Below are 17673 nucleotides of genomic sequence, written 5' to 3'. Positions count from 1 at the left end.
ATGGACGCTTGCGTCCGCGTCGCTCATTCGGGAGGAATGGCATGTATCTCGGGCTCGATCTCGGCACGTCAGGCGTCAAGTCGCTGCTGATGGACGCCGACCAGAAGATCATTGGTTCCGGCCATGGTTCGCTCGACGTTTCCAGGCCGCACCACGGCTGGTCCGAGCAGGACCCTGGCGACTGGATCCGCGCCACCGAAGACGCTATCGCCGAGCTCAAGGCCGCGCACCCAAATGAACTCTCCGCCGTGCGCGGCATCGGCCTGTCCGGCCAGATGCATGGCGCGACACTGCTCGACGCCGCGGGCAAGGTGCTGCGTCCCTGCATCCTGTGGAACGACACCCGCAGCTTTGCCGAGGCAGCCAGCCTCGATGCCGATCCGCGCTTCCGCAAGATCACCGGCAACATCGTTTTCCCCGGCTTCACCGCGCCCAAGCTCGCCTGGGTCAAGGCCAACGAGCCCGACATCTTTGCGAAGGTGGCCAAGGTGCTGCTGCCCAAGGATTACCTGCGGCTCTGGCTGGCGGGCGAATACATCTCCGAAATGTCCGACTCCGCCGGCACCTCCTGGCTCGACGTTGCGGCACGGCGCTGGTCGCCGGAGCTGCTTGCCGCGACAGGCCTTGGCACCGAACACATGCCGTCGCTGGCCGAGGGCACCGACAAGGCGGGTACGCTGCGCGGCGAACTTGCGGCGAAATGGGGCATGGGGCAGGGCGTGGTGATCGCAGGCGGCGCCGGCGACAATGCCGCTTCGGCCTGCGGTATGGGCACGGTCAAGCCGGGTGCTGCCTTCGTGTCGCTCGGCACATCGGGCGTTCTGTTTGCCGCCAACGGTGCCTATCTGCCCAACCCGGCAAGTGCCGTGCACACCTTCTGCCATGCGCTGCCCAATGCCTGGCATCAGATGGGCGTCATCCTGTCGGCGACGGATTCGCTCAACTGGCTGAGCACCATCACGGGCAAGGACGCGGGCGAGCTGACTGGCGAACTCGGCGACGAACTGCGGGCGCCAACGGGCGTGACTTTCCTGCCCTATCTCTCGGGCGAGCGGACCCCGCATAACGATGCCGCGATCCGCGGCTCGTTCACCGGTCTCGCCCATGAGGTCGACCGCGCGGGCTTGACCCAGGCCGTGCTCGAGGGCGTCGCCTTCGCCTTCCGCGACAGCCTTGAAGCGCTGGCGTCTGCCGGAACGACGCTGACGCGCGTGACCGCCATCGGCGGCGGTTCGCGCTCGCGCTACTGGCTGAAGTCGATCGCCACGGCACTCGGCCTGCCGGTCGACATTCCTGCCGACGGCGATTTTGGCGCGGCCTTCGGCGCCGCGCGCCTCGGTCTCATCGCCGCCGAAGCCGCCGACCCGCATCAGGTCTGCACGCTTCCTGCGACCGCCGAAACCATCGAGCCAGTGGCAGCGCTGGCAGGCGCCTATGACGAGGCCTACCAGCGCTATCGCAAGCTCTATCCGGCGATCCGGGGGACGATGTGAACGGCGATAGATCAGCCCGGCACCTTGTCGAGGAAGCCGGTGATGAGGCTCAGGCGGCCGTCCTTGATGGTGGCGAAGTCGCTGCCTTCAATCACGGCTTCCGCGCCATCAGGGCCAAGGCCCCAGGAGAAGCGGATGTTGTCGCCGAAGCCGTCGGCCTTGCCCTTCAGCTTGAAGCGGAAGCCGGGAAACTGGCCGTGCACGCCGGCGATCAGCGCGTCGATGCCGGCATGGCCGTCGCCCTGCATGATCGGGTCGCGATAGCTGACGCCGGTGGCGAAGGCAGCTTCGACAAGTCCCTTGCGGGCGGCGGCGTCGGTCTCGTTCCAGGCGGCGAAGTAGGCCTCGGCGATGGCGTTGTAGTCGGTCATTTCTGCTCTCCGTCGGTTGCGTCTTGGTTGACGCCACCCTTTTCGCAGCAGGCTCGAATGAAACCAATTACGCCTGAGGTAATCGAACACGGAAATTCGGCGACCGCCCTGAAACGGGCGGTCATGCGTACTCACTGAAAGGAGTTCTCCCATGAGCACCGGCTATTTCGGCGACATCAAGCCCGTCCGCTACGAAGGCCCCGACAGCACCAATCCGCTGGCCTATCGCCACTACAATGCCGACGAGGTGGTGCTGGGCAAAAGGCTGGAAGACCACCTGCGCTTCGCGGTCGCCTATTGGCACACCTTCGCCTGGCCGGGCGGCGATCCATTCGGCGGCCAGACCTTCGAGCGGCCGTGGTTTGGCGAGACGATGGAGAACGCCAAGCTGAAGGCCGATGTCGCCTTCGAGCTGTTCTCGCTGCTTGGGGTTCCCTACTACTGCTTCCACGACGCCGACGTGCGGCCCGAAGGCGCCACCTTCACCGAAAGCGCCAAGCGCCTCGACGAGATCGCCGATTACTTCGAAGGCAAGATGGCGAAGACCGGCGTCAAGCTGCTGTGGGGCACGGCGAACCTGTTTTCAAACCGCCGTTTCATGTCGGGTGCGGCGACCAATCCCGACCCGGATGTCTTTGCCTATGCGGCGGCGACGGTGAAGCACTGCATCGACGTCACCAAGCGGCTCAAGGGCGAGAACTACGTGCTGTGGGGCGGGCGCGAAGGCTATGAGACGCTGCTCAACACCGACATGGGCCGCGAGCTCGACCAGCTCGGCCGCTTCCTCAACCTCGTTGTCGACTACAAGCACAAGATCGGTTTCACGGGCACCATCCTGATCGAGCCGAAGCCGCAGGAGCCGACCAAGCACCAGTACGATTACGACGTCGCCACCGTCTACGGCTTCCTCAGGAAGTACGGGCTGGAGAAAGAGGTGAAGGTCAACATCGAGCAGGGGCACGCGATCCTGGCCGGCCATTCCTTCGAGCACGAGTTGGCGACCGCCAATGCGCTCGGCATATTCGGTTCCATCGACATGAACCGCAACGACTACCAGTCGGGCTGGGACACCGACCAGTTCCCCAACAACGTGCCCGAGATGGCGCTGGCCTATTACCAGGTGCTGCTGGGCGGCGGCTTCAAGACCGGCGGCACCAATTTCGACGCCAAGCTGCGCCGCCAGTCGCTCGACCCGGAAGACCTGCTGATCGCCCATGTCGGCGGCATGGACGCTTGCGCGCGCGGCCTCAAGGCTGCGGCGAAGATGATCGAGGACAAGGCGCTGTCGGCTCCGCTCGACGCCCGCTACGCCGGATGGAATTCTGCCGAAGCCAAGGCAATGCTGGCCGGCGAGCGCAGCCTGGAGCAGATCGCCGCGCGCGTCGTCGCCGATGGCATCGAGCCGCAACCGAAGTCGGGCCGGCAGGAATATCTGGAGAACGTCGTCAACCGCTACGTCTGACGGCTTCGCACGCGATGAACGATGGCGCCGGCCCCAGGGCTGGCGCCATTTTTTGTCTTTGCTGTCCGATGTCCAAACGAAGGCCTGCTGCTAGACGGGCGCTTCGAGAGCAGGAGCGACAGCATGGACAAGCGCAACATTTCGGTGCGGCCGGCAAAAACAACTGATTTCGCCGAGGTGAAGCAGGTGCTGGCCGACACGTTCGAGAGCACCTGGCGGCCCGAGATCACCGAAGCGGCTGCCGAGCGCTACCTCACATCTGATGTCGGCGGCCGTTATGTCGACCAATATGGCCTCGCCTTCTGGGTGGCCGAGGTCGACGGCCATGTTGCCGGCATGGTGCACTGGAGCGGCGACTTCATCGAGGCGCTGCATGTGGCCAGCACCTATCAGCGCCTCGGTCTCGGCAGGCTGCTGCTGGCCAGGGCCGAGCAGGAAATCGTCAAGGCCGGTTTGCCAAAGGTGCGGCTCGAAACCGACACCTTCAACCAGCAGAGCCAGGCCTTCTATCGCGCCATGGGCTATGCGGAGATGGGGCAGTATCCAGACGAGGAGTGGGACAGTGGCCTGACCACGGTACTGTTCGAAAAGCCGTTGGCCAAGCGCTGAGGAGCACCCGGGACTCGGCCTGATTGAAGCGGGCGAGAGCACACACGTCTGCCCCCGAATTGCCTCTTTCTCGCCCTCAAGACGCCCGTCGAATCAGGGACTTAGCGCCCCATGAGACGGGAACAAAAGACTTTCACCAGGGATACCCACGATCCGGCAATCGAAGCCTTGCTCGGCAAGGCCGGCGACGTCTCGTTCGTCGATCGCCTGATGGCGCTGCCACCTCCTCCGCTGGAGCCAGAGCTTTCAGACGAGTGGACGCGGGTCGTGACGATGCGGCTTGAGGCCGTGCTTGCCCGGAACATACGGACACATATCGATACCGACAGCCGCGCCGCGGCCTGATCCCGACAGCGTGGTTTGACGCGCGGAGCACGCTCCGCCATGCTCCTTGCATGATACGCGCGGCGCTGCTCGATCTCTCGGGCGTCATTTATGACGGCGACACGCCTATACCGGGCGCGGCCGCAGCCATCGGGCGGCTCCGTGCCGAGGGCCTGCCGATCCGCTTCGTCTCCAACACGACACGCTCGCCGCACCGGACAATCGTTGCGCAACTTGCAGGACTTGGCATTGCCGTTGGTCGCGACGAGCTGTTCACGCCGGCGCGTGCCGCGGTCGAATGGCTCACCCGCGAAGGCTGCGCGCCGCATCTTCTCGTGCACCCCGACCTCGTGCCCGAATTCGCTGGCAATGCGTTCGGCGACAGGAAGGCGGTGGTGGTTGGCGATGCCGCCGAGGCCTTCAACTATGCAGCGATGAACGCCGCGTTCCGGCAGCTGATCGATGGTGCCGAGTTCCTGGCGCTTGCCGTCAACCGCACCTTCAAGGACGCAGACGGTAGGCTCAGCCTCGATGCCGGCGCCTTCGTCGCAGCGCTTGAATTCGCCGCCGGCAAACAGGCGACGGTGCTGGGCAAGCCCGCGCGGGACTTCTTCCACGCCGCATTAGCCGGGTTGGACTGCATTCCGGGACAGGCGGTGATGGTCGGTGATGACGCCGAAAGCGATGTCGCCGGCGCCTTGAAGGCGGGCATCGGCTCGGCCCTTCTGGTCCGCACCGGCAAATATCGCGCCGGTGACGAAAGCCGCCACGCGCCGCACCCGAGCGCTGTCGTCGATGACCTCGCTGCGGCGGTCGACTGGATCCTCGCCCGTCGCGGCTAACCCCTGCGCATCCTGACCGGCGGTGTGCCGAAGGCATGCGAGAAGCTGCGGGAGAATGAGGCGGCCGATGAGAAGCCGGTGCGCTCCGCCACTTCGGCCATGCTGACGCGGGTGTCGACCACCAGCCGTCGCGCGGCGTTCAATCTCAGCCTGAGATAATAGGCGCCGGGCGTCTCGCCGATCGAGGTGCGGAAGATGCTTTCGAGCGTCCGCGCGGTCACCCCGGCACGTTTGGCAATCGCCGCGATGGTCAGCGGCTGGTCGACATGTGCTTCCATCAGCCGGATCGCCTGGGCGAGGCGCGGGTCATAGCCGTCGAGCCGGCCGAGCGAGACCAGCGGCTGTGCGTCGGTTGCGGCGCGCGACTGGTCGTAGATGAAGACGCTGGCGACATCGAGGGCGGTTGCCATGCCGAGCCGCGAGCGCACCAGATGCAGCATCAGGTCAAAGGTGGGCGCAGCACCGCCCGAGGTGAACACAGGCCCGTCGATGATGTAGCGGTCGGGGCGGACCTCGACCTCGGGAAAGGCGGCGGCGAAATCCTCCATGTCTTCCCAATGAGTGGTGGCGGCGCGGCCTTCCAGCAACCCGGCGCGGGCGACCAGCCAGGTGCCGGCCTCGATGCCACCGGCCGCACGCGCCTGGCGGGCGCAGCGCCTGATGCCGCCGAGCAATTTCGACGTGGTGTAGCCCTGCGTGCCGAAGCCGGCGATGACCATCAGCACGTCACAGGCCTCGTCCGGATCGAAGACGCCGGAGACCGCCACCGGCAGGCCGCAGGTGGTGATTGCCGGTTCGCCGGTGGCGGAAACCAGCCGGAAGTCGAAATGCGTCTCGCCTGATATGCGGTTGGCGGCGCGCAGCGGGTCGACGGCTGATGCCACGCACATGATGGACGCGCCGGAGAAGACCAGCATCGTCACCTTGAGCGGCGAGCGCTCCTCGCGAAAGATTGTCGTTTTTTCGCTTTTTGCCATTTGGCTTTCGTAAAACGCAAAACAAGACGACGCAAGCGGCGCGATGATCATGCCGGAGTTGCTTACAGGGAGGAATGCGATGCCGCTCGAGATGAACCGCGAGGTTTTCATTACCTGTGCCGTGACCGGGTCCGGCGGCACGCAGGATCGCAGCCACCTGGTGCCGCGTTCGCCAAAGCAGATTGCCGACTCGGCCATCGAGGCGGCCAAGGCGGGAGCGGCGATCGTGCACTGCCACGTCCGCGACCCTGAGACCGGCAAGCCGCGCCGCGACATCCATCTCTACCGCGAGGTGACCGAGCGCATCCGCGAGGCCAATGTCGACGTGGTGCTGAACCTGACCGCCGGCATGGGCGGCGACATGGTGTTCGGCGGCGTCGAGAATCCGTTGCCGCTCAAGGAAGCGGGCACCGACATGGGCGGTGCCACCAACCGCGTCGAACATGTGCGCCAGTGCCTGCCTGAGATATGCACGCTCGACTGCGGCACGATGAACTTCGCTGAGGCCGACTATGTCATGACCAACACGCCGGGCATGCTGCGCGCCATGGGCGGCATGATGACGGCGATGGGCGTGAAGCCCGAGATCGAGGCTTTCGACACCGGCCACCTCTGGTTTGCCAAGCAACTGGTGGAGGAGGGCGTGCTCGCGCCCGACGCGCTGGTGCAGCTGTGCATGGGCGTGCCATGGGGTGCGCCCGACGACCTCAATACCTTCATGGCGATGGTCAACAACGTGCCGAAGAGCTGGACCTTCTCGGCCTTCTCGCTTGGCCGCAACCAGATGGCCTATGCCGCGGCAGCGGTGCTTGCCGGCGGCAACGTGCGCGTCGGCCTTGAGGACAATCTCTGGCTCGACAAGGGCGTGCTCGCCACCAACGCGCAGCTGGTTGAGAAGGCGGTGACCGTCGTCGAGACCCTTGGTGCCCGGGTCATCGGCCCAGAAGAGGTGCGCAAGAAGCTCAACCTCGTCAAGCGCGCACCGCTGGCGGCCTGATCGCTGCACGTTCAATCTGCCGAGAGGGGCATTTTCATGAGCACAATTTCCAAAGCAGCCGCCATTGGCGGCGGGGTTATCGGCGCTGGCTGGGTGGCACGGCTGCTGCTCAACGGCATCGATGTGTCGATCTTCGATCCTGACCCGGAGGCGTCCCGCAAGGTCGGCGAAGTGATGAAGGGCGCGCGCCGCGCCTACAAGCAGATGCTGCCAGGCGGCCTGCCCAAGGAGGGCAAGCTGACTTTCGCCAAGACCATCGCCGAAGCAGTGGCCGATGCCGACTTTATCCAGGAAAGCGTGCCCGAAAGGCTCGACCTCAAGCACAAGGTGCTGGCCGAGATCGACATGCATGCGCCCGCCAATGCGATCATCGGCTCGTCCACCTCGGGCATCAAGCCGTCCGACATGCAGGTGGCGATGAAGAAGCACCCTGAAAGACTGGTCGTTGGCCACCCGTTCAACCCGGTCTACCTTTTGCCCATCGTCGAGATCGTCGGTGGCGCCCAGACCTTCCCCGAAGCGATCGAGGTGGCCAAGGAGATCTACTCCTCCATCGGCATGAAACCCGTCGTCATCCGCAAGGAGATCGAGGCCTTCGTCGGCGACCGCCTGCTTGAGGCGGCATGGCGCGAGGCGCTGTGGCTGATCAAGGATGGCATCTGCAGCGTCGAGGAACTCGACGACATCATGCGCTACGGCTTTGGCCTGCGCTGGGCCCAGATGGGTATGTTCCAGGTCTACCGTGTCGCCGGCGGCGAGGCTGGCATGCGCCACTTCATGGCGCAGTTCGGGCCGTGCCTGAAATGGCCGTGGACCAAGCTGATGGACGTGCCCGAGTTCAATGACGAGCTTGTCGACCTCATCGCCACCCAGTCCGACGAGCAGTCCGACAAATGGTCGATCCGCGAGCTGGAAAAGATCCGCGACGACAATCTCGTCGCGATCATGGATGCGCTGTCCAAGCAAAACAAGGGCAAGGGCTGGGGCGCAGGCGCGCTCTACAAGGACTACACCAAGCAGCTGGCGGCCCAGGCAAAGCCCAAGGTCTCGAAGGCCGCCGAAAAGGCCAAGGCGAGCAAGCCGGTGAAGAAGGCGCCGAAGAAGGCAGCTGCCAAGAAGAAGGGCTAAGCCATGCATTTCGGTCTGTCCGAGGAACAGCAGCTCATCGTCGATACGACGCGCGCCTTCGTCGAGAACGAGCTTTATCCGCATGAGCGCGAGGTCGAGCGCACGGGTCATCTCCGCCGCGAGCTGATCGAGGAGATCAAGCAAAAGGCCATCGCCGCCGGTCTCTATGCCGCCAACATGCCGGCCGATGTTGGTGGCGCCGGGCTCGATACGCTGACCTGGCTGCTCTACGAAAAGGAGCTCGGCCGCGCCAACTACGCACTGCACTGGACCTGCGTGGCGCGTCCGTCCAACATCCTGCTCGCGGGTACGCCTGAGCAGCGCGAGAAGTACCTCTTCCCCTGCATTCGCGGCGAGAAATCGGACTGTCTGGCGATGACCGAGCCGGGCGCCGGTTCCGACCTGCGCGGCATGAAGGCGAGTGCCGTCCAGCACGGCAGCGACTGGGTACTGAACGGCACCAAGCACTTCATTTCGCACGCCGACATCGCCGACTTCGCCATCGTCTTCATGGCCTCCGGCGAGGAGGAGTCGCCGCGCGGAAAACGCAAGAAGATCACCGCCTTCTTCGTCGACAAGGGCACGCCCGGCTTCACCGTGCGTGATGGCTATCGCAACGTCTCGCATCGCGGCTACACCAATTCGGTGCTGGAATTCGACGATTGCCGCCTGCCGGGAGCCCAAGTTCTGGGCGAGGTCCACAAGGGCTTCGAGGTCGCCAACAGCTGGCTCGGCGCCACCCGCCTGCAGGTCGGCGCCACCTGCCTCGGCCGCGCCGAACGTGCTCTGAATCATGCCGTCGAATACGCGGCCCAGCGCGAACAGTTCGGACAGCAGATCGGCAAGTTCCAGGGGGTGTCGTTCAAGCTGGCTGACATGGCGACCGAGCTCAAGGCGGCCGAACTGATGGTGATGGAAGCCGGCTGGAAGTACGACCAGGGCACGGTCACCGACCAGGACATGGCGATGGCCAAGCTCAAGGCCACCGAGATGCTGGCCTTCGTCGCCGACGAGGCGATCCAGATCCATGGCGGCATGGGCCTGATGGACGACCTGCCGCTGGAGCGCATCTGGCGCGACGCCCGCGTCGAGCGCATCTGGGAAGGCACGTCGGAAATCCAGCGCCACATCATTTCGCGCGCGCTGCTGAGGGCAGTGGGCGGATGATGTTGCGGCTGCGGAGGCGGCAGACAAGTTTGACCTTGCTCCTCCGGGCAAGGTGGCCCGCAGGGCCGGGTGGGGGTGGAAATGAGTAGCTCGACTTTGACCACCCCCACCCCGAAGCTTTCAGGGCGGACGCGCCTCGAACGCCTGCTGCGGCCGAAGTCGATTGCCGTGTTTGGCGGCTCGCAGGCCGCCGCCGTGGTAAAGCAGTGCCTGAAGATGGGCTTTGCCGGCGACATCTGGCCCGTGCACCCGACCAAGGATGAGGTAGAAGGCATCAGGACCTTTCGCTCGGTAGCCGAGCTGCCGGCAGCCCCCGACGCCGCCTTCGTCGGCGTCAACCGCTTCCTGACCATCGAGGTGATTGCTCAACTCGCCGCGCGTGGTGCGGGTGGGGCGATCTGCTTTGCCTCAGGCTTCCTCGAGGCTGGCAACGACGATGCCGATGGCGAGCGGCTGCAGGCGGAACTTGTTGCGGCGGCCAGCACGATGCCGGTCATCGGACCCAATTGCTACGGCCTGATCAACTATGCCGATGGCGCGCTGTTGTGGCCCGACCAGCATGGCGGCCAGCGGCTCGCCTCGGGCACGCGCGGCGTCGCCATCATCACGCAATCGTCGAACATCGCCTGCAACCTGACCATGCAGAAGCGTGGCCTGCCGGTCGCCTTCCTGATGACTGCCGGCAACCAGGCGCAGACCGGCCTTTCCGAGATGGCGCTGGGCCTGATCGAGGACGAGCGTGTGTCGTGCCTAGGCCTGCACATCGAGGGTTTCGACACGATTGACGGCTTTGAGCGGCTGGCGGCGCGGGCGCGCGAGCTGAACAAGCCGATCGTCGCGATGAAGGTCGGCCGCTCTGAGCAGGCGCGCAAGGCGACGATCTCGCACACCGCGTCGCTCGCCGGTTCGGACGCCGCATCGGATGCCTTCCTCAAACGACTGGGCATCGCCCGCGTCGACACCATCCCGTCGCTGCTCGAAACGCTGAAATTGCTGCACGCCTTGGGACCACTGCCCGGCTTCACGCTGTCGTCGATGAGCTGTTCGGGCGGGGAGGCATCGGTCATGGCCGACAGCGCCGAGGGCCGGCGGTTGCGCTTTCCTACGCTTGAGCCCAACCACTATGCGAGGATCAAGTCGACGCTCGGCGCCTTCGTGGCGGTCGCCAATCCGCTCGATTACCATACCTTCATCTGGAACGACGAACCGGCGATGACGGCCACCTTCACGGCGATGGCGTCGGGCGGTTTCGACCTCAACATGCTGGTGCTCGACTTCCCGCGCAACGACCGCTGCTCAGATGCCGACTGGTGGCCGACGGTGCGCGCCTTCGAGGCGGCGCTGAAGGCCAATGGCGCGTGCGGCGCCGTGGTGGCGTCGATGTCGGAGAACCTGACCGAGGACCACGCCGCTGATCTCTTCGCGCGCGGCATCGTGCCGTTGCAGGGGATTGCGGAAGCGATGGACGCGGCGGAGGCCGCGGCGGCGATTGGCGAGGCGTGGCGCAAACCTTCTACCTCCCCCTTGTGGGGAGGTCGCGCCGAAGGCGCGGGTGGGGGTAACCTTGCAATCACCAATACCCCCACCACGGCGCTGCGCGCCGACATGCCGGGGCGAGCCGCGGGTCTCGCCCGTCCTTCGGAGCCCCACATGGGGGAGGGTGGAACCCTCGACGAAGCCGCCGCCAAGACGCTCCTCCGCGATGCCGGCCTAGCCGTGCCGACCGGCCAGCGCGCGGCGAGCGTCGCCGAGGCCATGGCGGCGGCGGAAGCGCTGGGCTATCCCGTGGCGCTCAAGGCACTCGGCGTTGCCCACAAGAGCGAGCTTGGCGCCGTCAGACTGAACCTGAAAAACGCCGAAGATGTTGGAGAGGCAGCGGCTGCCCTCCTGTCGCTCGGCTCCGGCCTCTATGTCGAGAAGATGGTCTCGGGCGGCGTGGCAGAGCTGATCGTCGGCGTCACCAGCGATCCGCTGTTCGGGCCCGTCATGACCATCGGCACCGGCGGTGTGCTGGTCGAGCTGATGAAAGACAGCGCCACGCTGCTGCTGCCCGCTTCGCGCGGCGAAGTTGAGGCGGCACTGAAGGGGCTCAAGATGTACCCGCTGCTCGACGGCTATCGTGGCCGTGCCAGGGCGGATGTCGGCGCGGCCGTCGACGCGGTCATGGGGATCGCAGCCTTCGTGTCGGATCATGCGGACCGTATCGAGGAACTCGACATAAATCCGCTAATCGTCTGTGCTGAAGGGCAGGGCGCCTGGATTGCGGATGCGCTGCTGGTGACGGCGTAGAGGGAGAGAAAAATGTCCGACGTCGTGAAAACCCGCAGGGAGGGCGTGATCCTTGAGGTCACGCTCGACCGGCCCAAGGCCAATGCCATCGACCTGGCCACCTCGCGCCTGCTGGGCGAGACCTTCAAGACTTTCCGCGACGACGACGGCCTGCGCATCGCCATCGTCAAGACGGCGGGGGAAAAGTTCTTCTCGGCCGGCTGGGACCTGAAGGCAGCCGCCAGCGGCGATGCGGTCGATGGCGACTATGGCGTCGGTGGCTTCGGCGGGCTGCAGGAGTTGCGCGACCTCAACAAGCCGGTCATCGCCTGCGTCAACGGCATGGCAGTCGGCGGTGGCTTCGAGCTGGCGCTGTCTTGCGACCTGATCTACGCCTCCGAGCATTCGAGCTTCGCGCTGCCCGAGATCAAGGCGGGCACGCTGGCGGATGCCGCCACCATCAAGCTGCCCAAGCGCATTCCTTATCACGTGGCGATGGACCTCCTGCTCACCGGCCGCTGGATGGACGTGGCCGAGGCGCATCGATGGGGGCTGGTCAACGAGGTGCTGCCGGCGGACAAGCTCGAGGACCGCGTCTGGGAGATCGCCCGGCTGCTCGCCGGCGGCCCGCCGCTGGTCTTCGCCGCCATCAAGGAGGTGGCGCGCGCGGCCGAGGTGATGGGCTTCCAGGAAACGATGAACCGCATCACCAAGCGCCAATTCCCAACGGTGGACGAACTCTACGCCTCGGAGGACAATCTCGAGGGCTTCAAGGCGTTTGCCGAGAAGCGCGATCCTGTCTGGAAGGGGAAGTAGGGCAGCCTAACGTCATGGTGGAGTTCCTTCGCACCCCCCTCTGGCCTGCCGGCCATCTCCCCCACGAGGGGGGAGATCAGCCTGCCATAGGCGTCGCGCCCAATCGCAGATTTTACCGCCAGTCGGGACAGATTTATGCTGCAGGAAATGGCGTGGTGCCGACGAGACTGATCTCTCCCCTTGTGGGGGAGATGGCCGGCAGGCCAGAGGGGGGCGCGACAGAGCGCCATCTTTGCCGGGGCCTGCGCCAATGACCGACTACACAAAGCTTATCGACGCCGAGACCTGGGCCTTCATCGAGCGGACCAACTCCTACTATCCGCCCGATACCATCGACTACTCGATCGCCCAGCAGCGCGAGATCTACGACCGCATGTGCCGGGAGTTCTTCGCTGGCTATCCTGCAGGCGTGTCAGCGGAGACGACGGCCATTGCGGCTCCGGCCGATGACGTGCCGATCCGCATCTACCGCCTCGCCGGCAAGGCGCCGAAGGCGGTGGTGCTCTATTTCCACGGCGGCGGCTTCATCCTCGGCGGGCTCGACAGCCATGACGACGTTTGCGCCGAACTCTGCGGGCGGACGGGCCATGAGGTCGTGTCGGTCGACTACAGGCTGGCGCCCGAACACAAACATCCGGCTGCCTTCGACGACGCCATGGCCGCCTTCGAATGGGCGGTTGGCAAATACAGCCAGCCCATCGCGCTCGCCGGCGACAGCGCCGGTGGCAACATCGCTGCCGCCGTCAGTCACGCGACGCGCGGTCACGTCAGGCGCCCGGTCGGCCAACTGTTGATTTATCCGGGCCTCGGTGGTGACCGCAGCCAGGGCTCCTACGTCAGCCATGCCGAGGCGCCGATGCTGACCATGCGCGACCTCGAATTCTACAAAGACATCCGCACCGGCGGCGAGGACCGCACCGGCGACATCACGCTGTCGCCGCTGGCCGACGGCGATTTCGCCAACCTTCCGCCGACGGTCGTCATTACGGCCGAATGTGACCCGCTGTCGTCTGATGGCGAGGCCTATGGCGAACGCATCGTCGCTGCCGGTGGCAAGGCGTTCTGGTGCGAGGAGCCGGGGCTGGTGCATGGCTACCTGCGCGCCCGCCACACCGTCACCCGTGCTCGCGAAAGCTTCACACGTATCGTCGATGCGGTAGCGGTGCTGGGGCGTGGCGAGTGGGTTTGGTGAGCTATTTTTCGAGGCGTGGGCCGATGTCCATGCGCTGGTGAAGAATGCGCACCACGTCGATGGTTTCCTCTACGATGCGATAGACGATGAAATGCGAGCCGATGCTCAGCTTTAGATAACCGGCCCTGATGTCCGCGAGCGAGCGACCCTGGCCCGTGGCGAGTTCGGTGCATGAGCTATGTATCTGCATGATATACTCGTCGGCCTGATCCGGGTTCCACGTTTCAGCGGTGTAGCGCCAGATCTGCCCGAGATCCGCTTCGGCTGCCGGAGAAAAGATCAGCCGCTTAGCGGCCATGGCCGGCGCGCATCCGGCCCAGGAAGTTCTCGATGTTAAGCGGTGCGGACGGTCCGCTTTCCTCGCCTTCGATGATGGCGGCGCGCAGCTGTGCCACCTGCAGCTCATGCTCTTCCAGCAGCCGAAGGCCGGCGCGGATAACCTCGCTGGCCGAGCTGTAGCGGCCGTCCTCGACCTGTCGGTCGACGAACTCGGAGAAATGCTGGCCGAGCGAGATGGAAGTGTTCTTGTTCATGCAGCAAGGATACCAAAGATTGGTATCCTTGCCAAATCGCTCAATTCCCAGCGCTTGCCATCCTGCGGCCGCCGATCGCCTTTTCCAGCCAGCCGATCTCCATTTCGGGCACCGACGACAGCAGCAGGTCGGTGTAATCGTCGAAGGGTGGCTTCAGCACGTCCGACTTCGGCCCGTAGCGCACCACCTCGCCGCGGTACATGACGGCGATGGAGTCGGCGATCGACTTCACCGTCGCCAGATCGTGGGTGATGAACAGATAGGCGACGCCTTCCTCGGCCTGCAGCCCGAGCAGCAGCTTGAGGATGCCGTTGGCGACCAGCGGGTCGAGCGCGCTCGTCACCTCGTCGCAAATGATCAGCCTCGGCTTGGCGGCAAGCGCACGGGCAATGCAGACACGCTGCTTCTGCCCGCCCGAAAGCTCGGCCGGGTATCGGTCGATGAAACCGCGCCCCATCTCGATCTTGTCGAGCAGTTCAGCGACGCGCGCGTCGCGCTCCTTGCCGCCCATGCCGAAATAGAACTCAAGCGGGCGGCCGATGATGGTGCCGACGGTCTGGCGCGGGTTCATCGCCACGTCGGCCATCTGGTAGATCATCTGCAATTCGCGCAGGTCGTCGCGGCTGCGGTCGGCGAGGCGGTTGCCGAGCGTGCGCCCGGCAAAGGTGATGCTACCCTCCTCAGGCGGCAACAGGCCGGTGATGGCGCGGGCCAGCGTCGACTTGCCCGAACCGGACTCGCCCACAACCGCCAGCGTCTGGCCGGGCAGGATGTCGACCGAGACGTTCTTCAGCACCTTGATCTTGCCGCCGCCATAGGCGGCCGTCACGTTCCGGACCGAAAGGAACGGGGCGGCGCCCGGCTTCTTTTCCTCGTGCGCGATCTCGTGCACCGAGACCAGCGCCGAGGTGTATTCCTGGCGCGGCTCCTTGATGATCTGGCGCGTGCCGCCCCATTCGACCAGCTTGCCGTGGCGTAGCACCATGATCTCGTCGGAGACCTGGGCGACGACGGCAAGGTCGTGGCTGATGTAGAGTGCTGCCACGCCAGTGTCGCGGATCGCATCCTTGATGGCGGCGAGCACGTCGATCTGGGTGGTCACGTCGAGTGCTGTCGTTGGCTCGTCGAAGACGATCAGATCCGGCTCGGAGCATAGTGCCATGGCCGTCATGACGCGTTGCAGCTGCCCGCCCGAGACCTGGTGGGGGAAGCGCTTGCCGATGTTTTCCGGATCGGGAAGGCTGAGCTTCTTGAACAGCGCCACCGCGCGCCGTTCCGCCTCGGCCCGGTTCGACACGCCGTGCAGGATCGAGGCTTCGACGACCTGGTCCATCAGCCGGTGCGCCGGGTTGAAGGCGGCTGCCGCCGACTGGGCGACATAACAGACCTCGCGGCCACGCAAGGCGCGGATGCCTTGCGTGCCGCCCTTGCGGATGTCGCGGCCGTTGAGGATGATCTCGCCGCCCGTGATCTTCACGCCGCCGCGGCCATAGGCCATGGACGACAGGCCGATCGTCGACTTGCCGGCGCCGGATTCGCCGATCAGGCCGAGCACCTTGCCCTTTTCGAGCGTCAGCGACACGTCGTGCACGAGCGTTACCGTGCGCGGCGCTTCGCCAGGCGGGTAGACCTTGGCCTCGATCCTGAGGTTGCGGATGTCGAGAAGCGGACCGGAACCAGTGGGTGCCTTAGCCATTGCCACGCCCTCCCTTGAGATCGGTGGTGCGGTTGAGCACCCAGTCGGCGACGAGGTTGACGGAGATGGCGAGTGCCGCGATCGCGGCCGCCGGGATCAGGGCTGCCGGAATGCCGAAGACGATGCCGTCCTTGTTTTCCTTGACCATGCCGCCCCAGTCGGCGTCCGGCGGCTGCACGCCGAGGCCGAGGAAGGACAGCGCCGACAAGAACAGCACGGCATAGATGAAGCGCAGGCCGAGTTCGGAGATCAGCGGCGACAGGGCATTGGGCAGGATCTCGCGGAAGATGATCCAGCCCATGCCTTCGCCGCGCAGCTTGGCCGCTTCGACGAAATCCATGACGTTGATGTCGACGGCCACCGCCCGCGACAGGCGGTAGACGCGGGTGGCGTCGAGGATGCCCATGACGAGGATCAGGGTCACCAGTGTCGAGGGCAGCACCGAGAGCACGACGAGCGCGAAGATCAGCGTCGGGATCGCCATCAGCAGATCGACGAAACGCGACATGCCGGTGTCGAACCAGCCACCGACGACGGCCGCGGTGAAGCCGAGGATCGCGCCGAGCGAGAACGACAGGGCCGTTGCCATCACGGCGATGAAGATGGTCGTGCGCGCGCCATAGATCATGCGCGAGAGCAGGTCGCGTCCGAGATTGTCGGTGCCGAGCAGGAACTGCGACGACATCGGTGCCCAGACGTCGCCGACGATCTCGCCCAGGCCATAGGGTGCGATCAGCGGCGCGAAGATCGCCGCGATCAGGAACAATGCGGTCAGGACCAGCCCGATCGCGGCGCCAAGGGGAATACGTTTCAGGTCAAGCATGGCGCGCCCCTCACTTCGGATGCCTGAGGCGCGGATTGGCCACGATGGCGGCAATGTCAGCGATGATGTTGAGGCCGATATAGACGGCAGCGAAGATCAAGCCGACGGCCTGGACCACCGGCACGTCGCGCTTGGCGACATGGTCGACGAGATATTGCCCCATGCCGGGATAGACGAAGATCACCTCGATGACGACGACGCCGACGATGAGGAAGGCGAGGTTGAGCATGACGACGTTGATGACCGGCGCGATCGCATTGGGGAAGGCGTGCTTGCGGATGATCTCGAAGGGCGAAAGGCCCTTGAGCTCGGCGGTCTCGATATAGGCCGACTGCATGACGTTGAGGATCGCCGCGCGCGTCATGCGCATCATATGGGCCAGCACCACCAAGGTGAGTGCGGTCGCCGGCAGGGCGATGGCCTTCATGCGTTCGAGGAACGGCATGCCGTCATAGACGGTGGAGATGCCGGGGAAGATCTGCCATTTCACCGCGAAGAAGTAGACGAGCAGATAGCCGACGAAGAACTCCGGCAGCGAGGTCGAGGCCAGCGCCAGGCCGGAGATGGTCTTGTCGATCCAGCCGTTGCGGTAGCGCACGGCGAGCAGGCCGAGGATGATCGCCAACGGGATCGACACGATTGCCGCCCAGAAGGCGAGGAACAGCGTGTTCCACAGCCGCCCGCCGATGGCGGTGGCGATATCCTGCCGGCTCGACAGGGCCGTGCCGAGATCGCCGGTCAGTACACCACCGAGCCAGCGGAAATACCTGACATAGGTGGGCGCGTTGAGGCCGAGTTCCTCGCGCAGATTGGCGAGCGCCTGCGGCGTGGCCGACTGGCCGAGAATGGATTGGGCGACGTCGCCGGGCAGGATCTGGGTGCCGGCGAAGATCAGGACCGAAACGGCCAGAAGCAGGAGAAGGCCCAGCGCAATGCGCTGGGCTATCAGTTTCAGGATTGGATTGGACATGCGCT

The 17673-nt window shown here is 65.2% G+C and carries 18 protein-coding genes; 11 read left to right on the top strand and 7 right to left on the bottom strand.

Features of this window, described 5'->3' with window-relative positions:
- The first annotated feature begins 41 nt into the window (after positions 1 to 41).
- Positions 42 to 1493: a xylulokinase gene (xylB, locus tag ACSQ3E_RS05585; protein ID WP_436121911.1), complete on the top strand. Its 1452-nt coding sequence runs from the start codon at positions 42 to 44 to the stop codon at positions 1491 to 1493.
- A gap of 11 nt (positions 1494 to 1504) precedes the next feature.
- On the opposite strand, the gene ACSQ3E_RS05580 is transcribed toward xylB, so the two are convergent.
- Positions 1505 to 1864, bottom strand: a complete 360-nt coding sequence (locus ACSQ3E_RS05580; RefSeq protein WP_154386397.1) for a nuclear transport factor 2 family protein — start codon at positions 1862 to 1864, stop codon at positions 1505 to 1507.
- 151 nt (positions 1865 to 2015) lie between these two features.
- Between ACSQ3E_RS05580 and xylA the strand changes: the two genes are divergently transcribed.
- The 4 genes from xylA to ACSQ3E_RS05560 all read left to right on the top strand — a co-directional run bounded on the left by xylA (position 2016) and on the right by ACSQ3E_RS05560 (position 5101).
- The gene (gene xylA, locus ACSQ3E_RS05575; RefSeq protein WP_436121910.1) at positions 2016 to 3326 is read left to right on the top strand and encodes a xylose isomerase; all 1311 of its coding nucleotides are present in this window, start codon (positions 2016 to 2018) and stop codon (positions 3324 to 3326) included.
- Between the two features lie 123 nt (positions 3327 to 3449).
- On the top strand, positions 3450 to 3935 hold the full coding sequence (locus tag ACSQ3E_RS05570; protein WP_436121909.1) for an N-acetyltransferase family protein: 486 nt from the start codon (positions 3450 to 3452) through the stop codon (positions 3933 to 3935).
- Between the two features lie 111 nt (positions 3936 to 4046).
- Positions 4047 to 4280: a hypothetical protein gene (locus tag ACSQ3E_RS05565; RefSeq protein WP_436121908.1), complete on the top strand. Its 234-nt coding sequence runs from the start codon at positions 4047 to 4049 to the stop codon at positions 4278 to 4280.
- Positions 4281 to 4330: 50 nt separating this feature from the next.
- A complete protein-coding gene (locus tag ACSQ3E_RS05560) occupies positions 4331 to 5101 on the top strand; it encodes a TIGR01458 family HAD-type hydrolase (protein ID WP_436121907.1) in 771 nt (256 codons plus the stop codon).
- On the opposite strand, the gene ACSQ3E_RS05555 is transcribed toward ACSQ3E_RS05560, so the two are convergent.
- Positions 5098 to 6078, bottom strand: a complete 981-nt coding sequence (locus ACSQ3E_RS05555) for a GlxA family transcriptional regulator (protein WP_436121906.1) — start codon at positions 6076 to 6078, stop codon at positions 5098 to 5100. The two genes, ACSQ3E_RS05560 and ACSQ3E_RS05555, sit on opposite strands and share 4 nt — an antisense overlap.
- Positions 6079 to 6157: 79 nt before the next feature.
- Between ACSQ3E_RS05555 and ACSQ3E_RS05550 the strand changes: the two genes are divergently transcribed.
- The 6 genes from ACSQ3E_RS05550 to ACSQ3E_RS05525 all read left to right on the top strand — a co-directional run bounded on the left by ACSQ3E_RS05550 (position 6158) and on the right by ACSQ3E_RS05525 (position 13646).
- Entirely contained in the window at positions 6158 to 7075 is a 918-nt protein-coding gene (locus ACSQ3E_RS05550) for a 3-keto-5-aminohexanoate cleavage protein (protein WP_436121905.1), read from the top strand.
- A gap of 36 nt (positions 7076 to 7111) precedes the next feature.
- The gene (locus tag ACSQ3E_RS05545; protein WP_436121904.1) at positions 7112 to 8203 is read left to right on the top strand and encodes a carnitine 3-dehydrogenase; all 1092 of its coding nucleotides are present in this window, start codon (positions 7112 to 7114) and stop codon (positions 8201 to 8203) included.
- Between the two features lie 3 nt (positions 8204 to 8206).
- A complete protein-coding gene (locus tag ACSQ3E_RS05540; RefSeq protein ID WP_436121903.1) occupies positions 8207 to 9370 on the top strand; it encodes an acyl-CoA dehydrogenase family protein in 1164 nt (387 codons plus the stop codon).
- Positions 9371 to 9451: 81 nt separating this feature from the next.
- Positions 9452 to 11659: an acetate--CoA ligase family protein gene (locus ACSQ3E_RS05535; RefSeq protein WP_436121902.1), complete on the top strand. Its 2208-nt coding sequence runs from the start codon at positions 9452 to 9454 to the stop codon at positions 11657 to 11659.
- Between the two features lie 12 nt (positions 11660 to 11671).
- The gene (locus tag ACSQ3E_RS05530; protein ID WP_436121901.1) at positions 11672 to 12454 is read left to right on the top strand and encodes a carnitinyl-CoA dehydratase; all 783 of its coding nucleotides are present in this window, start codon (positions 11672 to 11674) and stop codon (positions 12452 to 12454) included.
- Between the two features lie 250 nt (positions 12455 to 12704).
- A complete protein-coding gene (locus tag ACSQ3E_RS05525; RefSeq protein WP_436121900.1) occupies positions 12705 to 13646 on the top strand; it encodes an alpha/beta hydrolase in 942 nt (313 codons plus the stop codon).
- 1 nt (position 13647) lies between these two features.
- On the opposite strand, the gene ACSQ3E_RS05520 is transcribed toward ACSQ3E_RS05525, so the two are convergent.
- The 5 genes from ACSQ3E_RS05520 to ACSQ3E_RS05500 are packed head-to-tail and all read right to left on the bottom strand — an operon-like array spanning position 13648 to position 17668.
- Complete coding sequence (locus ACSQ3E_RS05520; RefSeq protein WP_436121899.1) at positions 13648 to 13944, bottom strand: type II toxin-antitoxin system RelE/ParE family toxin; 297 nt, start codon at positions 13942 to 13944, stop codon at positions 13648 to 13650.
- Positions 13934 to 14179, bottom strand: a complete 246-nt coding sequence (locus tag ACSQ3E_RS05515; protein ID WP_310322666.1) for a type II toxin-antitoxin system ParD family antitoxin — start codon at positions 14177 to 14179, stop codon at positions 13934 to 13936. Before ACSQ3E_RS05515 ends, ACSQ3E_RS05520 begins: the two co-directional genes overlap by 11 nt.
- A 40-nt stretch (positions 14180 to 14219) precedes the next feature.
- Positions 14220 to 15875, bottom strand: a complete 1656-nt coding sequence (locus ACSQ3E_RS05510; RefSeq protein WP_436121898.1) for an ABC transporter ATP-binding protein — start codon at positions 15873 to 15875, stop codon at positions 14220 to 14222.
- Positions 15868 to 16698 (bottom strand): ABC transporter permease, encoded by an 831-nt coding sequence (locus ACSQ3E_RS05505; protein WP_436121897.1) that lies wholly within the window; start codon positions 16696 to 16698, stop codon positions 15868 to 15870. Before ACSQ3E_RS05505 ends, ACSQ3E_RS05510 begins: the two co-directional genes overlap by 8 nt.
- Positions 16699 to 16708: 10 nt before the next feature.
- On the bottom strand, positions 16709 to 17668 hold the full coding sequence (locus ACSQ3E_RS05500; RefSeq protein WP_436121896.1) for an ABC transporter permease: 960 nt from the start codon (positions 17666 to 17668) through the stop codon (positions 16709 to 16711).
- Positions 17669 to 17673 lie beyond the last annotated feature (5 nt).

The organism is Aminobacter sp. LjRoot7 (genome assembly GCF_964252895.1).
In the GTDB taxonomy this organism is placed as follows: domain Bacteria; phylum Pseudomonadota; class Alphaproteobacteria; order Rhizobiales; family Rhizobiaceae; genus Aminobacter; species Aminobacter aminovorans_B.
This window is presented reverse-complemented; position numbering and strand designations above follow the sequence as displayed.